Here is a 19011-nt window from a genome sequence, read left to right as displayed (position 1 = left end):
TCACGATGCCTGGCTGGCAGTCGAGAAAAAACTGATATTGTTCGTACCCAGGCTTTTGGCGGCATACTTATGACCAAACTGGTCGTTGATGCGCTTAAATCCGTCAAGATCGAGAAACATCAGCGCAAAATGACTCTGTTCACGCTCGCCGTGGAGACGTTTTTGATCAATCCGATCCATCAGTAACGTACGATTGGGCAAGTCGGTCAAGGCATCGTGAAACGCCAGGTGTCTAATGTATTCATCTCTACGCCATAGAGCCGTAATGTCACTGAATACAGATACATAGCGCATGGGCTCGCCGTCATCGTCGCGCACCATGCTGATGGTCATGCGTTGCAGGTAAAGTTCTTCGTCTTTACGGCGGTTCCATACCTCGCCGTACCAGCGACCATTTGCTTCTATCCCTTTGAGAACCGTCACTTCACTGGCCTGAATCGAAAACCCTCTGACCTTACCATCGGCGCCAAAATCAGGAATGTAGTGCCCGATGATATGCCCCACACTTCCATCAGCTTTGTTCAGAGTGCGCTCAAAACGTTGTGGTTCACCAGCCAGGGCGCCGCGAATATGGGGCTCATTCAGAGCAAACAATTGTTCGCTTACGAGATCCTGAAACCGAATCCCGATAATCTTCTCGGGCTGTATCCCGAACCACTCGCTGAAGGCATTATTAGCGTAGCGGCAGCGTAAATCCGTGCCCCAATAACCCATCATGTTCGGCGCGCTATCAATGATGGTTTTAATGAACTGCTCGCCCTCAATCATATCCCGAAGCCCATCACTGCTTATCCGGGCGTTGTGCAAACAGCGAGACCAGAGCAAGACCCGCCGATCCCACCATAAGCAACACCGAAACCGCATTTAGTACCGGTGTTGAGCCTTCCCGCAACCGATCAAACATGGCAATGGTGAGCGGGGCGTCGGAGCCTACCAGCATCAAGGTGGTGTTGAAGTTTTCAAACGACATCAGAAATGCCACCACGCCGGCACCAAACAGAGCAGGCTTCAGGAACGGCAGAGTCACGGTTGCTATGGCCGTCAGGCGGCTGGCACCAAGGTTCATAGCGGCTTCTTCCTGGGTAATGTCGAATTTGCGCAGGCGTGCGGAAATCACCAGCGTGGCGATGGTCGTGATAAAGGCAAACTGGCCGAGGGTGACTAATAACAGACCGGGCCGCAGAGCTTCAATCTCGTAGTCAAATTTCACCTCAAACCAGTTAGCTACAGTGCTGCTGAACACCAGAATAGACACCCCAAGTATCACTCCCGGCACCACCAGTGGCATCAGCATGAGCACATAAAGAAAGTTCTTACCCGGAAACTGCTCACGCTCAAACAAAAAGGCATTACAGGTCGCCAGTGCCAAGCTTGCCAGAGTGGTCACAATAGCAACCTGAACACTGACACCAATACTGTCGAGCAAGGCGTCATCGTGGAACAGGCCAAGTCTGGGAGCGCCCTCACCCAAATACCAGTCCCAGGTAAAACCATTCCACGGCAACGATGGGAACAATGAGTCATTAAACGAGAATGCCGCCACAACCAGCAGTGGCGTAATCAGGAAGATGAAAAACAGTATCACGTAACACCGGTAAGACACCCGATAAAAACGGCTACTGGATATAGAGTGGATCATGACATCACCCGTGTAAACGACTGTTTGGTGATTTTCAGACCCAACCAGACAATCAGCGACGACAGTATCAGCAACAGAATGCCAAAGGCGGCGCCTTGCTCCCAGTTAAAACGGGTAATGAACTGTGTGTAGATTTGTTCGGTAAACCACAAACTGTTTTTGCCCCCCAATAGCGTCGGGGTCAGATAGTTCCCGAGCGTCAGCATGAACACAACAATACAGCCGCTCATAATGCCGGGCATTGCATGGGGGATGACAATGCTTCTCATCACGTGCCAACTGCTTCCGCCAAGATCGTAACCGGCTTCAATCAGGCTGTTGTCCAGGCTGTCGAGCGTGGTGACCAATGGCACCACCATGAACAGCATGGAGGTATAGATAAGCCCCACCATAATGGCGACATCGTTATAAAGCATTTCAACAGGTTGATCGACTAGCCCCAGCCACTGGAGCGCGCCGCTGATCAGCCCGGTTTCCCGCAGTAAAATCATCCAGCCGTATGTACGCACTAACTCACTTACCCAGAATGGAATCAGGCACAAGATAAACAGAGCTATTTTGGGTCTGCCTGTGAGCACCTTCGCGATATAAAACGACACTGGAAAGGCAATAATCAGCGTAAGTACAGTGGCAATAATAGACATGACTGCGGTGCGTACAAAGGTATTCCAGTAAAGCGGTTCGGTAAAAAATGCGGTGTAGTTACTGAAGCTGAAAGCGTATTGCCGTGCTGCTATGCGTTCCCGCAGGGACACCAGCACCATATCGATATGCGGCAGGATAATCAGCAAGCTAAGCCAGAGCAAAATAGGCGCCAGCAGCAGCCAAAAGCCCAGGCGATATTGCGTGCGGTTGAAGTTGCCGGGCTCGACGCTCATTGCACAGACTCTGGCTGAGTCTCCGTTGAGACCGGGAAGCAAAGGCTCTGACCAGCCTGCCAACTCACATACACCGAACGGCCAGGCTCAAGGGCATGAAAGTCTGCGGTTTGGGGGAGTGCAACCGTGAGCACGGCACCCTCGGCCGTTTCCACTTGAAGCTGGCTGCGAGCGCCATCAAACAGCATGCGCAGAATGGTGACTTGCAGGCAGTTATCCTGCTCAGCTTCAGGCCTGGATGTACTGATCTGCATCACCTCAGGCCGTATGAACAAGGTGATGGGCGAGCCCAACGGCATTGGCTGCCGGCTTTGGCTAAGCAGCCGCACACCGTGCTCGGTAACAATGGTGATAATTTGGTCTGACTGCGCCTGCACTGTGCCTGCGTACTGATTGCTGTCGCCGACAAAGCCCGCCACAAAGGCGGTTTTGGGCTGATAGTAAAGCTCTTGGGGCGTACCTACCTGCTCAAACCGGCCTTTGTTCATCACCGCCACCTGATCAGACATCACCAGCGCTTCTGACTGATCGTGGGTGATGTACACAAACGTGGTGTTGAATTCCCGCTGCAGCCGTTTCAGCTCAATTTTCATTTGCTCGCGCAGCTTCAGGTCCAGTGCACCCAAAGGCTCATCCAGCAGCAACACGGCGGGGTTCAACACTAAGCAGCGGGCTATCGCTACGCGCTGCTTCTGTCCGCCGGATAGTTGATCGATGCGCTTATCGCCGTAGCCGGGCAGCTGAACCTTGGCCAACACCTCATCAATCAAGGCAGCGTGCTCGCGCTTGGGAACACCTTTGCGCTTCAGCCCGTAGGCAATGTTCTCTGCAACCGACATGGTGGGGAACAGCGCCAGATGCTGAAACACCATGTTAACGGGGCGTTTGTTCGGGGCGGTATGCAGTACTGAACTGCCCTTGATCAGAATATCGCCGGAATCCGGTTGCTGGAAACCGGCCAGCATTCGCAACAGCGTTGTTTTACCGCAGCCAGAGGGGCCAAGGATGGAAAAGAAAGCCCCGCGGGGGATGCTGAACGACACTTCATCAACAGCGGCAAACTCACCAAAATGTTTGCTCAGCAGGGTGCAGGCAAGATCTTCCTGCACCCCCGCATCGGCATCCACAGCGAATGCTTGATCCGACATAGACTGCAACCTTAGTCGTGCTTAGTTAGCGGCTTTCACCCGATCGAGTACCTTACCTTCCATCTCTTCCAGGCCGGCTGGAACGGGTGGGTACCAGTTAATGTTGTCCAGATCCGCTTGAGGAAAGCTTTCCTTGAACTGAGCCTTCAAGCTGTCATTAACGAAATCATCACTGCCTTTCGCGGCTGTAAAGTTACCGGCAGATTCGGTAATGCGGGCTGCAACTTCCGGCTGCATAACGAAGTTGATCCACTTGTAAGCGGCCTCTTCCGCCTTGGTTTTACGGGGCAGAACAAAGGTGTCGATCCAGCCCAGGGCGCCAGACTTTGGTGCCACAAAGGTGATATCCGGGTTTTCCGCGTTAAGCTTCCAGCCACCGGCGTCCCAAGCCATCGCAGCAGACACTTCCCCTGAGCGCATCAGGTTCAACAAGGCATCACCGCCAGACCAATAGGCTTTCACGTTACTTTTACAGGCGACCAGTTTTGCTTCAACCTTATCCAGAATGGCCTGATATTTTTCTGTGTCGCCATAGGCTGCGAACGGGTCTTCACCAAGTGCAAAGGCAAAACCAATCAGGGTTGGGCGCTTAAGGCGATATGACACGGAGCCGCTCAGCGAATCATCACACAGGTCGGTGTAATCCTTTACTGTGGCTGCCGCCTTACGGTTAACGATCAGGCCGCTGGTACCCCAAACGTGTGGAACGCCGTACACCTCGCCTTCAAATTCCGTGTTCTTCCTGGTCGCGGCTAACATGGACGGGATGATCTTCGCCGTCTCGATTTTGCTCAAATCCATTGGCTTATAAATATCGAAATCGGCCTGGGCACTCACGATTCGGTCCTGGCTTGGCTGGGCCAGATCGAAGCCGGCGCCACGGGTGGCACGCAACTTTGAGATCATGTCTTCGTTATTGGAGAGGGTAATTTTGACTTCAATACCGGTCTCTTTCTCAAACTGTTCGACCACATCCTGCGGCGCGTAACCGCCCCAGGTAAGCAGACGGAGCGTTTCAGCCTGAGCGGAAATCGAAAACGCCGCAGTTGCAGCAGTAACCATTGTCAGATACTTGAATTGACGGAAAGATCTCATAGTGTGGCCTGTCCTTGTGAGCAACGAGAAGCAATCTCGGGGAATTCATGACCTTAAATGTAGTGTGTTACAGATTTTTGACAAGGAGCCGGGCTCGTATCGTTCACTGACCAAAACGCTGCAGCTGCATTTCCTGCAAGCGGCTAAGAGTACGGCGAAACGGAAAAGCCAGCGCACCTTTGTTGTAGAGCTCGTTCAACGGCACCGCTGCATCCAGGTACAGTGGGATGCCACGGTCGTAGCACTCATCTACCAAAGCAATAAACCGGCGCACTCCGTCATCCTGATGGGTTAATGCCGGCAACTGGCGATCTCCAGCTTCTACTTGCGTCACGCCATCCTCGGTGCCGCGAGCAATAGCAGTTTGCTGCCCGCCACCCGTGAGCAGAGGCACGTCGCTTAAAAAAACGCGGGAAAACCGATCACACAGCTCAATAAAATCCGGCGCTGCCAATTTCTGCTCGCACAGATCGTCATAACGGCACCACAACGCATGCTGACTGCGCCGCACCACCTTGATTTCACGATGCCCAAGCAGCAAGGGTTCACTATGGGCTGCCTCCCCGTCACTGAGCAATTCGGTAAAGGCTGCTTCCAGAGCCTGCGGATCGTTAACCCAATAGCGTTGCTGGCGGTCCCCGGGGTGCAGCCGATGATCCTGACCACCATCAACACTTAGCACCTGCATGTGCTGTTTGAGTGCGGCAATGGCCGGCAACAGACGTTCACGATTAAAGCCGTCTTTATACAAATCATCAGGCGGCTAGTTAGAGGTAGCTACCAGCACCAGACCCTTGGTAAACAGTTGCTGAAACAAACCACCTAACAGCACCGCGTCGCCGATATCACTGACAAACAACTCGTCCAGGCACAGCACCCGTGCCTCAGCCGCCAGCTCCTGCGCGAGCAGGCCAAGCGGACCTTCCTGCCCTGTTAACTGAAACAAACGCCAGTGTACCCAGCGCATAAAATGATGGAAGTGCTGCCTCCGGGCCGGCACGGTTAAAGCCTGGTGAAAACGATCCATCAACCAGGTTTTGCCGCGCCCTACCGGCCCCCAAAGATACACGCCCTGTATATCCGGCTGGCCCGCCTGCAACTGCTCATAGCAGCGCTGCAAGCACATAGCCGCCTGATGTTGAGCGGGGTCGTCTTTAAAGCCGGAGGCCAGTGCCTGCTGGTAGGCTGCGTAGGGGGAAAGCGACGCCACCGCTGAGCTGCAAGGCTTCATATAACGACGGCGGCCACTCTGGTTAGATGAACCATCAGATCGGATAGCGCGAGATAACAGCCAGATCGTGAGCCCCGGGGATATCTGACTTGCGAACGGCCATCACCTTGGCACCCGTGCGAAGTGCACGGCCAGCAATTTCATCAACCACGCCATAGTTAATCGCATCACCCTGGGCTCCGAAAGTGACCTCGCCGGTGTCGTCGTCTATAAAGCCGTCGACCACGCTATCTATATCGATCAGCAGCCTGTCGATCGCGCCGAAAGTAGCCAGTCGCGCGGCATCGGAAATATCCGTGGTCGTCCGGTTTTGGCCAGTTCGCTCTTCGAACAGGCGGTGAAAGTCCTTTATCTGGTCTGAGTAGTGAGCATCCAGCACAGGCCTTGCGGCACTTGCCAACTCTGCCTCGCTCAAATGTTCGGGGTTGCCCGCAATAATGCCGGGAAGTGCCGGGACGGCACTCATCGAACGGAACAGGGCTTCTAATGGCTTGGTCATCGCCAATATGAGCGGGCGATCAGAGCGCATAAGGACGGGGCGCATTACACTATTGATCTTCCGCACATAGCGCGTCAGATAAGAGCTATGACCCTGAGCGCCAGGCCGGTGACCGGTACCCGTATAGTCCTTGTTGGTCGTTTTACCGACGACGGCAGTGAGATCTTCAGGCATGTCGGGCACCTTGATCTCTCTGGCCGGCAAGTCTGAAGACACTTCGATCAATCTCACGGCGTTTTCTGAAAGGGCCAGAATATGCGCGGCATGAGGGAAGGTAATCGCGCGCAGCAGCGGCTTGAGGTGGAAGCGGTCCGACACCTCGACTATATCGCTTAGCTTGTTCGCCATGCGGTAAGTGCGCAGCGACTCCGGCGTTGCCAGAATCGCCAGACTGTTTGCCTGATGGCTCCAGAACTCGTCATCAGCCAACAAGTCATCGAACTGTTCCTGCAGCGACAAGATGCGGCGTTTATCGAAGCCCGTGGCTTCAAGCTGACTAACCGCCTTCTTGACCAGGTTGCCGAGATTGATCCGGCTCTTCTCGACTTCACGGCTAAGTGGCGTGGTCGGTAGGTAAATCGAGACGGACGCATCAGAGCGGGCGAGGTTGAGGTCGCCGATTTCTGCGGCGCTTGGCATATCTACGTAATACATAAGAAACCTCCTGCTAATTCAAATCGCTGGACAGGCGGATTCGCCAATTCCAGTGCGAACAGCCCAATCGGATCTCTACTGAGCGGTTAACCCGCCATCAACAATACTCCTACCCCTCCCTCTTTCTTTCACGCTGTAAAGTGCCTCATCAGCCGTTTTAATCATATTCTCCAGAGAATCATAATCGGCGGGCATGCCATGGCAGATTCCAATGGAGCAAGTGAGAAACTTTCCACTTGTACTACCTTCGTTCGGCATTGCCAAATCCTGCCACTGAGTCAGAATCCGGGCAGCCTGGCGTTCAGACTCACTGGCGCTGTGACCCTCAGCAACGACAATAAACTCTTCGCCACCATAGCGGCCGAGAATATCCGTCTCGCGCTTAAAAACACTTCTCAGGATATCCGCCTGGCATCGGATAGCACGATCGCCCTCCTGATGACCGTAGCAGTCATTGAATTGCTTGAAGTGATCCAGATCAATCATAAAAACAGCCAACGGCTGGCCTGAACGCCGCAGTATAGCGAACAAGCGCTCTGACTCGCTCGTAAAGGCACGGCGATTTAACAAGCCTGTAAGCCCATCGGTTGTGCTTAGCGTAATCAACTGCTCATTCGCGCCTTTAAGCTCGCCTAACAGCAGATCCAGCCTGTGTCTGCCGATGACACCAATAAATAGTGAGCCAACCACAAATCCCGCGTTCATGAATGTGCGATCGCCGTAAACGGAATCCAGCAGCATCAGACAAATAAAACCCGCCGAGCTCAGAAACATAAGCCATAGCGCATAACGGAATGTCATTCCAAGTACAAAAAAACCAAAGAATGCATACAAAAAGGTTCCCTCATAGGGAAAACTGAATGCTGCAAGCTTCCATGACACGTGGATCAAATAATAGTTTGTATAAACGAGGCTAAGAATCGTCAGAAAGAACGCGGCCTGAGCAAACTGCAGGAAACGCGGATGAAAACTGGAAGCAAGCAGCGCAAAAACGATTGGAAGCTGAACAAATGCACGGTTCGTGACATAAGCATCCACCAGCCCTTTGGGCACCATCTGGAGGTCGCCGATCATGAACAGGCCAATTAACACACCTCCGATCAGAATAGAAAGCCGAAGCATAAGCATGTCGCGAGGCGAATAATAATTAGGGTTGACCGAAACCTTTGGCATGAAAACGATTCTCTTGGCCAGATAACTTAACAATACACAATAGATCTGCTCAGCGCAGTTAACCAAATCAAGTATCAGTCTTTGTTCTCTTTACAGTTCAGCCGCAGGCAAAGTCAGGCTGCCAGCCCATCGCCCGAGAGGACGATGGGCAACTGAGCAATTAAAGCTTCACCATCAACTTACCCTTGTTCTCACCGGTCAGGAACAAGCCCAGACCGCTCATGGCCGACTCCAGTCCCTCCAGAACGTGTGCCCGGTACTTGATCTGTCCATTCTGAACATAGGGGGTGAGCTTCGCATGCAGCTCTCGCGTCTTGTGCCTGTAATCGGGCATGGTAAACCCCTGGATGGACAAGCGTTTCTTGATGATGCGCATCCAGTTGGGGCCAGGACTCGGGTTAGCTGAGGTGTAATCGGCGATCATGCCGCATACCACAATACGACCGTGCGCATTCATCCTCTCGAATACGTAATTCTGGATAGGGCCACCGGTGTTCTCGAAGTAGACATCGATACCCTCCGGCGCCAATTCATCCAGCTTCGCCCCCAGTTCATCCGTTTTGTAGTTCACGGCGCCGTCGAAGCCCAAATCATTGACGATCCAGTCCGCTTTCTCGTCACTGCCGACCACACCGATTACTCGCAGGCCGTCGGCCTTGGCCAGCTGTCCCACAATTGAGCCGACAGAACCCGCCGCACCTGATACCACCAACGTTTCACCCGCCTTGGGATGGCCATAGCCATAAAGCCCTTGCGTAGCGGTCAGACCCGGAAGCGCAAATACCGATAGCGCCATTTCCGGCGGCAGGTTTTTGTCCACCTTGTTCACGCCTGCACCATCCGTAAGGGCCATCTCCTGCCAACCAAACATTCCCATAACCTGATCGCCCACAGCAAAATCAGCGTGATTGGAGGCGATAACCTCGCCAATACCCGACGAGCGCATCACATCGCCCAGCTCCACTCGCGGAATATAGCTGTCGGTGTCTGAAGTCATCCAGCCCATCATGGCCGGATCCAGGGACATGTAGGTCTGCCTGACCAAAAATTCGCCATCGGCGGGCTCCGGAACCGTTTTTTCCACCACCTCGAAAAGCTCAGGACCGATAGCCCCCTCGTTGTGCTTCACCAGATTAATCGCTTTATAGGTACTCATGCGCACATCTACCCTGTGGTGATTAAGAATTAGCTACTCATTGTTGATGTGGGTGCGAAAGCACTTTTAAAAGGCCGTCGGCATTGATTGTTTTCAGGCGACCAAACCTGAGAACATTGGAGCAGAGAAAAAATATGAGGGGCGCAGCAATGGCAGAAGCCAGTCCTGGAGAGAATCTCCGAGAACTCAGAGGCAAGTACATTACCAACCTGCCAGATCGCATGGGCGAACTTCGAAACGCCTGGAACCGGCACAAGCACGTGATCTGCTCTAACAGCACAGTATTGCGGGCAACGAGTTCGATGATTAACCCGCAGCCTGCAGTGAGGCCATGCAAACCGGTGGCGATGAACTGCGAGCTATGAACTACCCTTGTTGCCACCGGTGAGAAAAAGGCTCAGGCCCCTTCAACGTAAATCATGGCAATCTTTGACTAGCCCCAACTATCTTGACCCCGATCACCTGGATAACCTCGGCCTTGTGATAGAACTATAGCTGGCGTTTCGCGCCTCATTCAGTCGTTCACGGAAGGAGAAAACCATGCCCCGCCGCAACGCACCCCGTTTCGATACCTCTCGCCTGAAGACCCACATCGACGCAATGGCAGAGCAAACCGTGGATGTGACGCCAGACGCTTCGTCCCGGCACTTACATAATGGTGTGGATACACCTTTACCGCCTGCGGATCTGCATGGGAGTTATGTCAACCATCGCCCTCTGCCCACCGAAGGCGTCGACAAGCGCCATGCCTACATTGTGGGCAGTGGGATCGGCGGCCTGTCTGCAGCTTTCTTCCTGATCCGCGACGGTCACATGCCGGCAGAAAACATCACCATTCTGGAGTCCCAAGAGGTCGAGGGCGGCGCACTCGACGGCGCGGGCAATGCCGAGGAAGGCTACATCGTCCGCGGTGGCCGCGAAATGGAGGCGACCTACCAGAACTTCTGGGACGTTTTCTCGGAAATACCAGCACTCGAGTTACCAGCACCCTTTACCGTGCTCGACGAATACCGGATCGTTAACGACGCCGACAAGAACTGGTCAAAGGCCCGGCTTCTGGAAAAGCAGGGCCTGATCATGGATTCCTCAACCATGGGCCTTAGCCGCCTGCAGCAGCTTGAACTGGTTCGGCTTTTCCTCGCACGCAAGGAAGATCTGGACGACATCACGGTTGAGGAATGGTTCAGTGAAGGCTTCCTGAACACCAATTTCTACACCTTCTGGCGCACCATGTTCGCCTTCCAGAACTGGCATTCCGTGCTGGAAATGAAGCTGTATATGCACCGCTTCCTGCACCTGATGGACGGTTTGAATGATATGACCGCTCTCGTTTTCCCCAAATACAACCAGTACGACAGCTTTGTGCGGCCGTTGATGAGCTGGCTGAGGGATCAGGGTGTCAACATTCAGTACGACACCATTGTGCGCGACCTGGAGATGAATGTTCAGGGCGAGTCCAAAATCACCACCGCGATCCAGTGCCGCACCACTGATGGCGAAAAGACCATAAAGGTAAGCCCGCGCGACCTGGTGTTCGTGACCATCGGCTCCATCGTCGAAGACACTGCCTACGGGACGGATAACACGGTGCCCGAACTGAAGGTAAACCGGCCAGATCCACAAACTGGCTCAAGCTGGCAGCTATGGAAAAAGCTCGCCGAGAAATCCCCCGACTTCGGGCGACCCGAGAAATTCTGTGCCGACGTGCCGAGCTCAACCTGGGAATCGGCAACACTGACCTGCAAACCCTCCCCCCTGACCGAGAAGATCAAGGAACTGGCCGTCAACGATCCCTATTCCGGAAAAACTGTAACCGGCGGCGTCGTGACCTTCACGGACTCCGCATGGCTGATGAGCATGACCGTCAACCGCCAGCCACACTTCCCGGACCAGCCCGCTGATGTGATCGTGCCCTGGGTGTATGCGTTGCTCATGGACAAACCCGGCGATTACGTGAAAAAGCCAATGCCGGAATGCACCGGCGAGGAAATCCTGACCGAGCTGTGCTACCACCTCGGGCTGATCGATCAGGTCGACGATGTCATTGCCGCCACCATAGTTCGTTCCGCGCTCATGCCCTACATCACCGCTCAATTCATGCCCCGTGCGCAGGGAGACCGCCCCTGGGCAGTTCCGGCAGGCTCCACCAACCTGGCCTGCCTCGGCCAGTTCGTTGAAACTCATAACGACGTGGTGTTTACCCTGGAAAGTTCCGTGCGCACGGCCCGCACCGGCGTTTACAGCCTGCTAGGCATCAAGAAGCAGGTGCCCGACATTTATCCGGGCCAATACGACATCCGCCGTCTGCTGCGGGCAACACGCACACTGAACAATGACGAGGCATTTCTCGGCGAGGGCTTGCTACGCCGGTTTCTGGAGGGAACCTATCTCGAGAATATCCTGCCCCTTGGCCCCGATGAAACACCCGATGACCTGAAAGGCACCGGTATGTTCGAGCAACAACTGACCAATTTGCGGGGGCTGGTTGAAGGGAACCATTCTCTCGAGACCGCGAAGGGATGGCTCCAGGGAGCAATAAATAGACTCCGCAAACGCCGCTAAGCAAACAGAACACCCTGCTTCTGTTCGGTCCATGGGCAAAAAAGGGGTCATGGCTGAATCCGAAGAGGCATAGGGGCGATTATCTTCAGCGTGATAGTGACTATTTCGTAGGCCGGGTAATTGAAATCAGGTTGCCGCTGGGTATTTGATCGAGGCTGTAGCTTGCTCACGCAAGCTGCGCTAACAAAAAAGACGGCCGCTAACGGCCGTCTTTTCCATTTTCAATCCAACAACTCGGGTGCTACGGCATTAACACCGTATCAATCACATGCACCACACCGTTGGACTGCATCATATCAGCCTCGATCACCTTAGCTTTGTTGCCATTCGCATCCTCTATCATCAACGAATCGCCCTCAAGGCTGAGCGTGATTTCATCCCCCTGAACCGTTTTCGCGGGGTGGGCTCCACCATCATCCTGAACCATCTGAATGGCAGCAGATGACGTCGCCTTGGCTGGTACTACGTGATAGGTCAGTATCGCCTGGAGCTGCTCCTTGTTCTCCGGTTTCAGCAACATTTCAACCGTGCCGGCCGGCAGTTTTTCAAAAGCGGCATTAGTGGGCGCAAAAACCGTGAACGGCCCCGGCCCGGAAAGTGTTTCTACCAATCCGGCGGCTTTAATCGCAGCAACCAACGTACTCAAGTTGTCCGCTTTTACTGCACTCTCAACGATGGTCATTTTCTCTTTCTCACCCATCGCATGATGTTCGGCGAGAACCGGCAGTGCCACTACAGCACTGCCCAGTATCAGGGTAGAAGCTACAAACGACTTAAAGACACTTGTTTTATTCACGTTATCGTCCTCTCGTTTCTTACGGGTACATTCACATAAAAATACGAATAGACGATCGTTGCAGATCCTGTCGACGGGTTCAGTTTGATTAAATTTTGTACAGGCTAAGCTGTCAGTATCAATTGGGCTGATTTCCAGCATCCTGTGTGCGCTTGCGCACAGACGGCCTAGCTGTAAGACACCGATCCTGAAGGTGTAGGCTCGCGTCTAAAGCTTAATGGCGCAAGTTGGAAATTACACGCAAGGGGCTTCTCATGAACAAAGTCAACACAGCGGTAATCACTCTTTGTCTTCTCGGTGCACTGCCCATGGCAGCATCGGCACAGAACGGCCCAGATCAGGGCGATAGGGAATTCTCCCTCTCCGGGACGGGCAGTAGCGACCAGAGTTTCGATAGCGGCAGCTTCGGTGTGACCGGCGATTTGGGCTGGTATCTGAGGGATAACATGGTTGTGGGTGTCCGGCAAAGCATCAGTTACGCCAGCATCCAGGGCGAAAGCATCAAGGATGATTTCTGGAACGGCTCAACCCGTGGTTACATGAACCATCAGTTCCTTAACGGCAGTGCGCGGCCCTTCGTCGGCGCCAGCCTCGGCGGGATCTACGGCGACGGCGTCAAGGACAGCGCCTTCGCCGGTCTGGAAACGGGCTTAAAGTACTATGTGCTGCCTAAGACCTATTTCCTCGGTCGCGTCGAGTACCAGTTCTTCTTCAACAGCACAAATGATGCGACCGATGCATTTCAGGACGACGGGGCCTGGGCATATACCGTGGGTTTGGGTTACAACTTCTAAACCAGGTTAAAGCTCAGATTGAAAATATGGGTGTCGTTCAGTCGGATTCTGCGCCAATCTCCTGCAACGTTTGCACCAGGGCATCAGGTTCCTGGGCTCCGGAGATAAGGTACTTGCCGTTGATAATAAACGCCGGCACAGCCGTGACACCCGCCTTCTGATATGTGGCTTCGTCTTCCCGCACAGCACGAGCGTACTGGTCCGAGTCCAGCACCTCTCTGGCTTTTAAGGGATCCAACCCCAGAGCTTCAACGCATCTGACGAGAATATCGTGGTCGGCGACGTCGTCTGCCCTTCCAAAATAGGCTTCGAACAACGCTTGTTTCATGCCGGTCTGCTGGCCCTGCTCGCCAGCCCATTTGACCAGCCGGTGGGCATCGAAGGTATTGCAGGTTAATCGCTCCTGCATTTTCTCGAAGTTGAGGCCGAGATCCTTTGCGATCGTCATCATCTGGTTCTGAGTAGAACGCATCTCTTCCTCGCTCCGCCCATACTTCCGGGCCAGAGCCGGCAGGATCGGCTCACCCTTGCCGCTGTGATCCGGGTTCAGTTCAAACGCATGCCATTCAACGGTGAACTCATGCTCTGCCGCCAGCTGCTCCATGGCCCGCTCCAAGCGGGCATAGCCGATAGCACACCATGGGCAGGCGATGTCGGAGACAATATCGATATGTATCTTGTTCATAGTGGGTCCTTACAGTCGCTCAATAGCCTTGAGCAGTGATTTGAAGGCCTTGGCAAAACTACGTTCAGCGAACCTGTCCAGTGCGCTACGACCGCGCCCTGGTGATACGAAACAGCGCCTCCGGGGAAAGCCGCTTGATCCAGAGCGCGGCCATTTCCTTGCCTTTGCCCACTGGAATCTCACGTGTCTTCGCCTTGAGACCTTTGAAGACTATCTCAGCGCAGTCGGTTACATCCATGCCCCCGGCAATATCCTCGTCCACCTCGCCAAACGCCGCACCGTCGCCCGCGAGGGCGTTGCGTGAAATATCGGTGCGAATAAAACCCGGTACGATGGTAGAAACCTGCACACCCTGGCCTTCCACCTCCGCGCGCAGGGCATCGAAAAAGCCCATCACCGCATGCTTGGCGGCGCAGTAGCCCGTTCGCAGAGGCACGCCGACCTTGCCAGCCACACTGGCCGTCACCGTCAGATGCCCGGAACCGCGCTGCAGCATATGGGGCAGTACCGCCTTGGTCAGCGCGATCTGGCCCATCACATCCACATCCATCAGTTTCTGGTATACCGCCATATCTGTGTCTTTGCACAATGAACGCTGTGAGACACCGGCGTTGTTAATCAGAAGATCGATGTTGCCAAAGGTATCCAGCACGGTCTGGACCGCCACGGGCAAAGCCTCCCAGTCGGTCACATCCAGCGGCAGCACCAGTATCTGGTCAGCCGGAAGCCCTGTATCACGGCAAAGACCCGCAACACGCTCTAGCTCACTCTGGCGCCGGGCAGACAGGACAAGGCGGGCACCATCCTGAGCAAATCGTACGGCAAGTGCCTCGCCAATGCCGGCCGAAGCTCCGGTAATCCAGACGGTTTGTGTGGGCATGACAGCTCCTCATGAGTCTTCCAGCTTTCGACCAGCCGAGCCCTCAGGGGCGGCAACTGAGCCGGATAGTTTTCCTGGACGAAGGTTAGCAGAAAATAGATGCGCCCCGGGTTTTCCGGTTTCAAAAAAGGAGCGTTAAACCACCTGCGATAATGGCAACCAAAACGGACAACCCGATCAGGGTTTTCCATGGAAAGGGGGGCGGGGGCGGCTCTACCGCGAGCTGGGTTTCCAGATAGTTTTTCAGCAACCGAGTATTGCGGGTGTTGGCTTTGTAGATGGCATCAAAGGCATCCCCCACCACCGGCAACAGGCCACCGAAAAAATCGATGCCCATGTTGCGAAGCATCTGTTGTTTGACCTCCTTACTGGCTCCAACCCGCTGCGCCTCCACCAGCACATAGCCAGACAACACCAGGCCAGCCATGTCTCCCACCACGGGCAACAACCCAATAACAGAGTCGGCACCAATCTGGAATTTGGTAAAGGGAATACCGATGCTGCTGTCGGTAAAACGACTGAACTTCTCCAGCCGTTCAAGTACCGCCCGTTGTTGGGCCTTGGTGGTTTGTGTCACTTAACCTCCATTACCAGTAGACCTTTGGAAGATCGTATTATATTTGCCAGAATAGACTTCACATACATCCTGTGCTCGGATGAAGGTAACGTGCTGGTGGCGACCCCTTTGAGGATTCCGCAATGAGCTTGGCTTTCACCCTTCTTGCATTGAAGTCAGCAACAGGAGGTTAGCATTGAATGCTAACCTATCCGGCGACTCCTGGTGTGGGGCCTCAGTGGCACAATGATGGCAGCTTTGTCATGAATACAACGACATTCTTAATGCAGGGCTTGCGGATCATGCACCGCACCGTTCGCGGCGTTCAAGCACTTGCGCCTGCCTTAAAGTTGCCGCTCCATGTCAGTATTGATGGGCCGAGTCCATTCGGCAAAGGTGTTTGGCAGGGCGGAAGAATCGGCTTTCGCTGGGATGATGGCATTCCCATGCAAAATTAATTCACGCTCGAAATCAAAATGAAATCGGAATAGATAGAAAGCCATCAAATGGCAAGGTAGGTCTGACGGAGCTGTTCGTCCTCCAGGACCTCACTCGCCAGGCCGTCAAACACGACCTGCCCGGACTCCAGAATGACCGCCCGGTCCGCCAGCTTCAGTGCTGCAACCGCGTTTTGCTCGACGATTACGGTGGTCATTCCCAGTGCCTTGATTTCTTTCAACGTGCGCTCGATTTCCTGCACAATGATAGGTGCCAGCCCTTCGTATGGCTCGTCCAGCAGCAAAAGCTTGATATCCCGCGCCAGTGCCCGACCGATGGCCAGCATTTGCTGCTCGCCGCCCGACAGGGTTGTGCCCTCTTGGTTACGTCGCTCACCCAGGCGTGGAAACAGCTCGAAGATACGATCAATGGACCAGCCGGGAGACGGCGCCAACTGAGCCAGCTTAAGGTTTTCCCAAACGCTCAGGCCTGAAATGATGCGACGGTCTTCGGGAACCAGCGACAGCCCGCTCTGGGCCGCCTGATACGCTTTCATGGTGTGCAGCGGCTGATGATCCAGCCAGATTTCACCATGGGTAACCGCGGGCGAATCCACCCGGGCGATAGCCCTGAGCGTCGATGTTTTTCCCGCACCATTGCGACCCAGCAGAGCAAGTATTTCACCTTCGTGAATGTTCAGGCTCACTCCCTGAACGATGTAACTTTCGCCGTAATAGGCATGCAGGTCCCAAACCGAAAAAAAGGCGGGCGCGGACGATGCATGCGTGGCATTCATATTGGGTTGTTCTTTCATGATGCCCATAGCCTCATTATGTCTCTGCGGTGCCCAGATAGGCTTCCTGAACTTTAGGGTGGCCCTTGATGTTCGAGGGGTGGTCCTCAACAATCACATGCCCTTGTGACAGAACGCTGATTCGGTCAGCCAGGCTGAACACTACGTGCATATCATGCTCAATCACTACGAAAGTAATGTTGTGGGCCTCATTGATGGTTTTCAGCAAATCAATGGTGTTGTTGGTGTCCGCCCGAGCCATACCGGCCGTGGGCTCATCCAACAACAGCAATTTGGGCTGCTGGACCAGACACATAGCCATCTCCAGCCTTCGCTTGTTGCCCCGGGACATGGCGGACGCCGTATGATGACGGTCATCAATTAACCCCACATCCTGCAGTATTTTCTCGGCCTGCTCGCGTATGGCGGTCTCCTTCGCCAGTGACTTGAACGGCGAGAGGTGAAAGGCACCGTCCCGATGAGCGAAAGCTGGAATCATCACATTTTCCAGAATGCTTAGCTCGGCAAACACCTCCGGTGTCTGGAACACACGGCTGATGCCGGCTTGATTGATCTGGTACGGTTCCAGACCCAGAAGGCTGCTATTGTTGAAATTGACTGTGCCACTATCTGGCAACAGCTTGCCGATAAAGCAGTTCAGCAGCGTGGACTTGCCCGCGCCGTTGGGTCCGATAATGGCATGAACGGTATTTTCCTCAATCGACAGATTGACATCATCCAGCGCCAGAAGACCACCAAACCGCTTGTTAACGCCTTTCACTTCGAGTATCCCCACGACTACGGCTCCTTCGTGTTGACGGAACCGGGCGACGGTTCCTTAGACGACACATCGTCATCCAGGGGACGGGCGTCACTCCGGGACGACCCGGTTTTACGGGCCTGCGACAACCGCGCAACCAGATTCATAATCCGGCTGGCCCCCTCCACCAGACCGCCCGGCAGAAAGATCACTACCAGCATGAAGATCAACCCCAGCGAGATGTGCCAGCCGCTACCCAAAAATGGCGAGACCACGGCAACAAGTACATCCGTCACCCCATCAGGTAATGCCGAGAACCAGCCTTCGACCACCGATTCATTGATGCGGCTGAAGATGTTCTCAAAATACTTGATGATGCCAGCCCCGAGCACCGGTCCAATCAAAGTCCCGGCACCCCCCATAATGGTCATCAGCACCACCTCGCCAGAGGCGGTCCACTGCATGCGATCCGCCCCGGCGAGCGGGTCCATGCAGACCAGTAAGGCGCCCGCCAGGCCAGCGTACATGCCGGACATGACAAAAGCCGTCAGTGTGTAGGGCCGGGAGTTGAAGCCAGTGTAGTTAAGCCGGGTCTGATTGCTTTTGACCGCTCGCAGAATCATCCCGAACGGCGACCGGAATATGCGCAACGACAGGTAGAACATACCGATCAAAATCAGCGCGCTGACATAAAACCCCACGTTAAACTGCAAATCCATCCCGAGAAACGGCACCACCGCCGTATCCCCCATCTCAAGCCCAAACAAGGATGGTGATGCCATCTGGCCAACTTCACTGGCACTATCCAGAATGCGGGGATCTTCCAGGTCGAGTTGCAGCCCGGTTTCGCCGTTGGTGATGGGGGTCAGTACCGAGTACGCCAGATTATAAGACATCTGAGCGAACGCCAGCGTCAGGATAGAAAAGTAGATCCCGGACCGCCGCAATGAGATGAACCCGATCAACAATGCGAACAGGCCCGACACCACCACAGCAAAAATAATGGCAGGTACGATGTTGATGCTGAGCAGCTTGAGCATCCAGAGCGCGGAATAGCTGCCGACACCCAAAAATGCCGCATGGCCAAACGACAGGTAGCCGGTCAGTCCAAACAGGATGTTGAAGCCAATGGCGAAGATGCCGTAGATGGCGAAACGCTGCATCAGGTCCGGGTAACCTGCCCCCAGAGGCGCCATGATCAGAGGCACGGCCAGCACGAAAATGGTGAACAGGACCATCAGAGCCCTATCACTGGTACGTAGTGTTTTCAGCAT

19 protein-coding genes and 1 pseudogene are annotated in these 19011 nt (G+C 54.4%); 4 read left to right on the top strand and 16 right to left on the bottom strand.

Going from position 1 to position 19011, the window contains the following annotated elements; all coding sequences use genetic code 11:
* The 9 genes and pseudogenes from BUA49_RS06880 to BUA49_RS06840 all read right to left on the bottom strand — a co-directional run bounded on the left by BUA49_RS06880 (window position 1) and on the right by BUA49_RS06840 (window position 9473).
* Complete coding sequence (locus BUA49_RS06880; protein ID WP_228704421.1) at window positions 1-807, bottom strand: sensor domain-containing protein; 807 nt, start codon at window positions 805-807, stop codon at window positions 1-3.
* A complete protein-coding gene (locus tag BUA49_RS06875) occupies window positions 782-1639 on the bottom strand; it encodes an ABC transporter permease (RefSeq protein WP_072796444.1) in 858 nt (285 codons plus the stop codon). Before BUA49_RS06875 ends, BUA49_RS06880 begins: the two co-directional genes overlap by 26 nt.
* Window positions 1636-2517: an ABC transporter permease gene (locus tag BUA49_RS06870; protein ID WP_072796443.1), complete on the bottom strand. Its 882-nt coding sequence runs from the start codon at window positions 2515-2517 to the stop codon at window positions 1636-1638. The genes BUA49_RS06875 and BUA49_RS06870 overlap by 4 nt, the downstream gene beginning before the upstream one ends.
* The gene (locus BUA49_RS06865; protein ID WP_072796442.1) at window positions 2514-3665 is read right to left on the bottom strand and encodes an ABC transporter ATP-binding protein; all 1152 of its coding nucleotides are present in this window, start codon (window positions 3663-3665) and stop codon (window positions 2514-2516) included. The genes BUA49_RS06870 and BUA49_RS06865 overlap by 4 nt, the downstream gene beginning before the upstream one ends.
* A gap of 21 nt (window positions 3666-3686) precedes the next feature.
* A complete protein-coding gene (locus BUA49_RS06860) occupies window positions 3687-4760 on the bottom strand; it encodes an extracellular solute-binding protein (RefSeq protein WP_084063507.1) in 1074 nt (357 codons plus the stop codon).
* 103 nt (window positions 4761-4863) lie between these two features.
* Window positions 4864-5991: pseudogene (gene zapE / locus BUA49_RS06855) on the bottom strand (cell division protein ZapE).
* 34 nt (window positions 5992-6025) lie between these two features.
* A complete protein-coding gene (locus tag BUA49_RS06850; protein ID WP_072796441.1) occupies window positions 6026-7144 on the bottom strand; it encodes a baeRF11 domain-containing protein in 1119 nt (372 codons plus the stop codon).
* Between the two features lie 75 nt (window positions 7145-7219).
* Complete coding sequence (locus BUA49_RS06845; protein ID WP_072796440.1) at window positions 7220-8317, bottom strand: GGDEF domain-containing protein; 1098 nt, start codon at window positions 8315-8317, stop codon at window positions 7220-7222.
* Between the two features lie 160 nt (window positions 8318-8477).
* Window positions 8478-9473, bottom strand: coding sequence for an NADP-dependent oxidoreductase (locus tag BUA49_RS06840; RefSeq protein ID WP_072796439.1), 996 nt, complete (start codon window positions 9471-9473; stop codon window positions 8478-8480).
* 149 nt (window positions 9474-9622) lie between these two features.
* Between BUA49_RS06840 and BUA49_RS17665 the strand changes: the two genes are divergently transcribed.
* Together BUA49_RS17665 and BUA49_RS06835 are read left to right on the top strand one after the other, a co-directional pair.
* The gene (locus tag BUA49_RS17665; protein ID WP_139248745.1) at window positions 9623-9838 is read left to right on the top strand and encodes a hypothetical protein; all 216 of its coding nucleotides are present in this window, start codon (window positions 9623-9625) and stop codon (window positions 9836-9838) included.
* Between the two features lie 175 nt (window positions 9839-10013).
* Window positions 10014-12035, top strand: coding sequence for an oleate hydratase (locus BUA49_RS06835; RefSeq protein ID WP_072796438.1), 2022 nt, complete (start codon window positions 10014-10016; stop codon window positions 12033-12035).
* A gap of 241 nt (window positions 12036-12276) precedes the next feature.
* Here BUA49_RS06835 and BUA49_RS06830 read toward each other — a convergent pair whose 3' ends face one another.
* A complete protein-coding gene (locus BUA49_RS06830; RefSeq protein ID WP_139248774.1) occupies window positions 12277-12735 on the bottom strand; it encodes a fasciclin domain-containing protein in 459 nt (152 codons plus the stop codon).
* Window positions 12736-13085: 350 nt separating this feature from the next.
* Here BUA49_RS06830 and BUA49_RS06825 point away from each other — a divergent pair, with 350 nt between their 5' ends.
* Window positions 13086-13625, top strand: a complete 540-nt coding sequence (locus BUA49_RS06825) for a hypothetical protein (protein ID WP_072796437.1) — start codon at window positions 13086-13088, stop codon at window positions 13623-13625.
* A 37-nt stretch (window positions 13626-13662) separates the two neighbouring features.
* Here BUA49_RS06825 and BUA49_RS06820 read toward each other — a convergent pair whose 3' ends face one another.
* The 3 genes from BUA49_RS06820 to BUA49_RS06810 form a co-directional block, all read right to left on the bottom strand.
* A complete protein-coding gene (locus BUA49_RS06820; RefSeq protein ID WP_072796436.1) occupies window positions 13663-14310 on the bottom strand; it encodes a DsbA family oxidoreductase in 648 nt (215 codons plus the stop codon).
* 85 nt (window positions 14311-14395) lie between these two features.
* Window positions 14396-15190, bottom strand: a complete 795-nt coding sequence (locus BUA49_RS06815) for an SDR family oxidoreductase (protein WP_072796435.1) — start codon at window positions 15188-15190, stop codon at window positions 14396-14398.
* Between the two features lie 121 nt (window positions 15191-15311).
* Window positions 15312-15767: a DUF4112 domain-containing protein gene (locus BUA49_RS06810; RefSeq protein ID WP_072796434.1), complete on the bottom strand. Its 456-nt coding sequence runs from the start codon at window positions 15765-15767 to the stop codon at window positions 15312-15314.
* A 179-nt stretch (window positions 15768-15946) separates the two neighbouring features.
* Between BUA49_RS06810 and BUA49_RS06805 the strand changes: the two genes are divergently transcribed.
* A complete protein-coding gene (locus BUA49_RS06805) occupies window positions 15947-16204 on the top strand; it encodes a hypothetical protein (RefSeq protein WP_072796433.1) in 258 nt (85 codons plus the stop codon).
* Window positions 16205-16248: 44 nt separating this feature from the next.
* Here BUA49_RS06805 and BUA49_RS06800 read toward each other — a convergent pair whose 3' ends face one another.
* Genes BUA49_RS06800 through BUA49_RS06790 form a run of 3 tightly spaced genes read right to left on the bottom strand, consistent with a single transcriptional unit; the run spans window position 16249 to window position 19011 of the window.
* Window positions 16249-16998: an ABC transporter ATP-binding protein gene (locus BUA49_RS06800; RefSeq protein WP_072797716.1), complete on the bottom strand. Its 750-nt coding sequence runs from the start codon at window positions 16996-16998 to the stop codon at window positions 16249-16251.
* Between the two features lie 16 nt (window positions 16999-17014).
* Complete coding sequence (locus BUA49_RS06795; protein ID WP_072796432.1) at window positions 17015-17773, bottom strand: ABC transporter ATP-binding protein; 759 nt, start codon at window positions 17771-17773, stop codon at window positions 17015-17017.
* A gap of 2 nt (window positions 17774-17775) precedes the next feature.
* A complete protein-coding gene (locus BUA49_RS06790; RefSeq protein ID WP_084063505.1) occupies window positions 17776-19011 on the bottom strand; it encodes a branched-chain amino acid ABC transporter permease in 1236 nt (411 codons plus the stop codon).

This window comes from Marinobacter antarcticus (assembly GCF_900142385.1).
In the GTDB taxonomy this organism is placed as follows: domain Bacteria; phylum Pseudomonadota; class Gammaproteobacteria; order Pseudomonadales; family Oleiphilaceae; genus Marinobacter; species Marinobacter antarcticus.
This window is presented reverse-complemented; position numbering and strand designations above follow the sequence as displayed.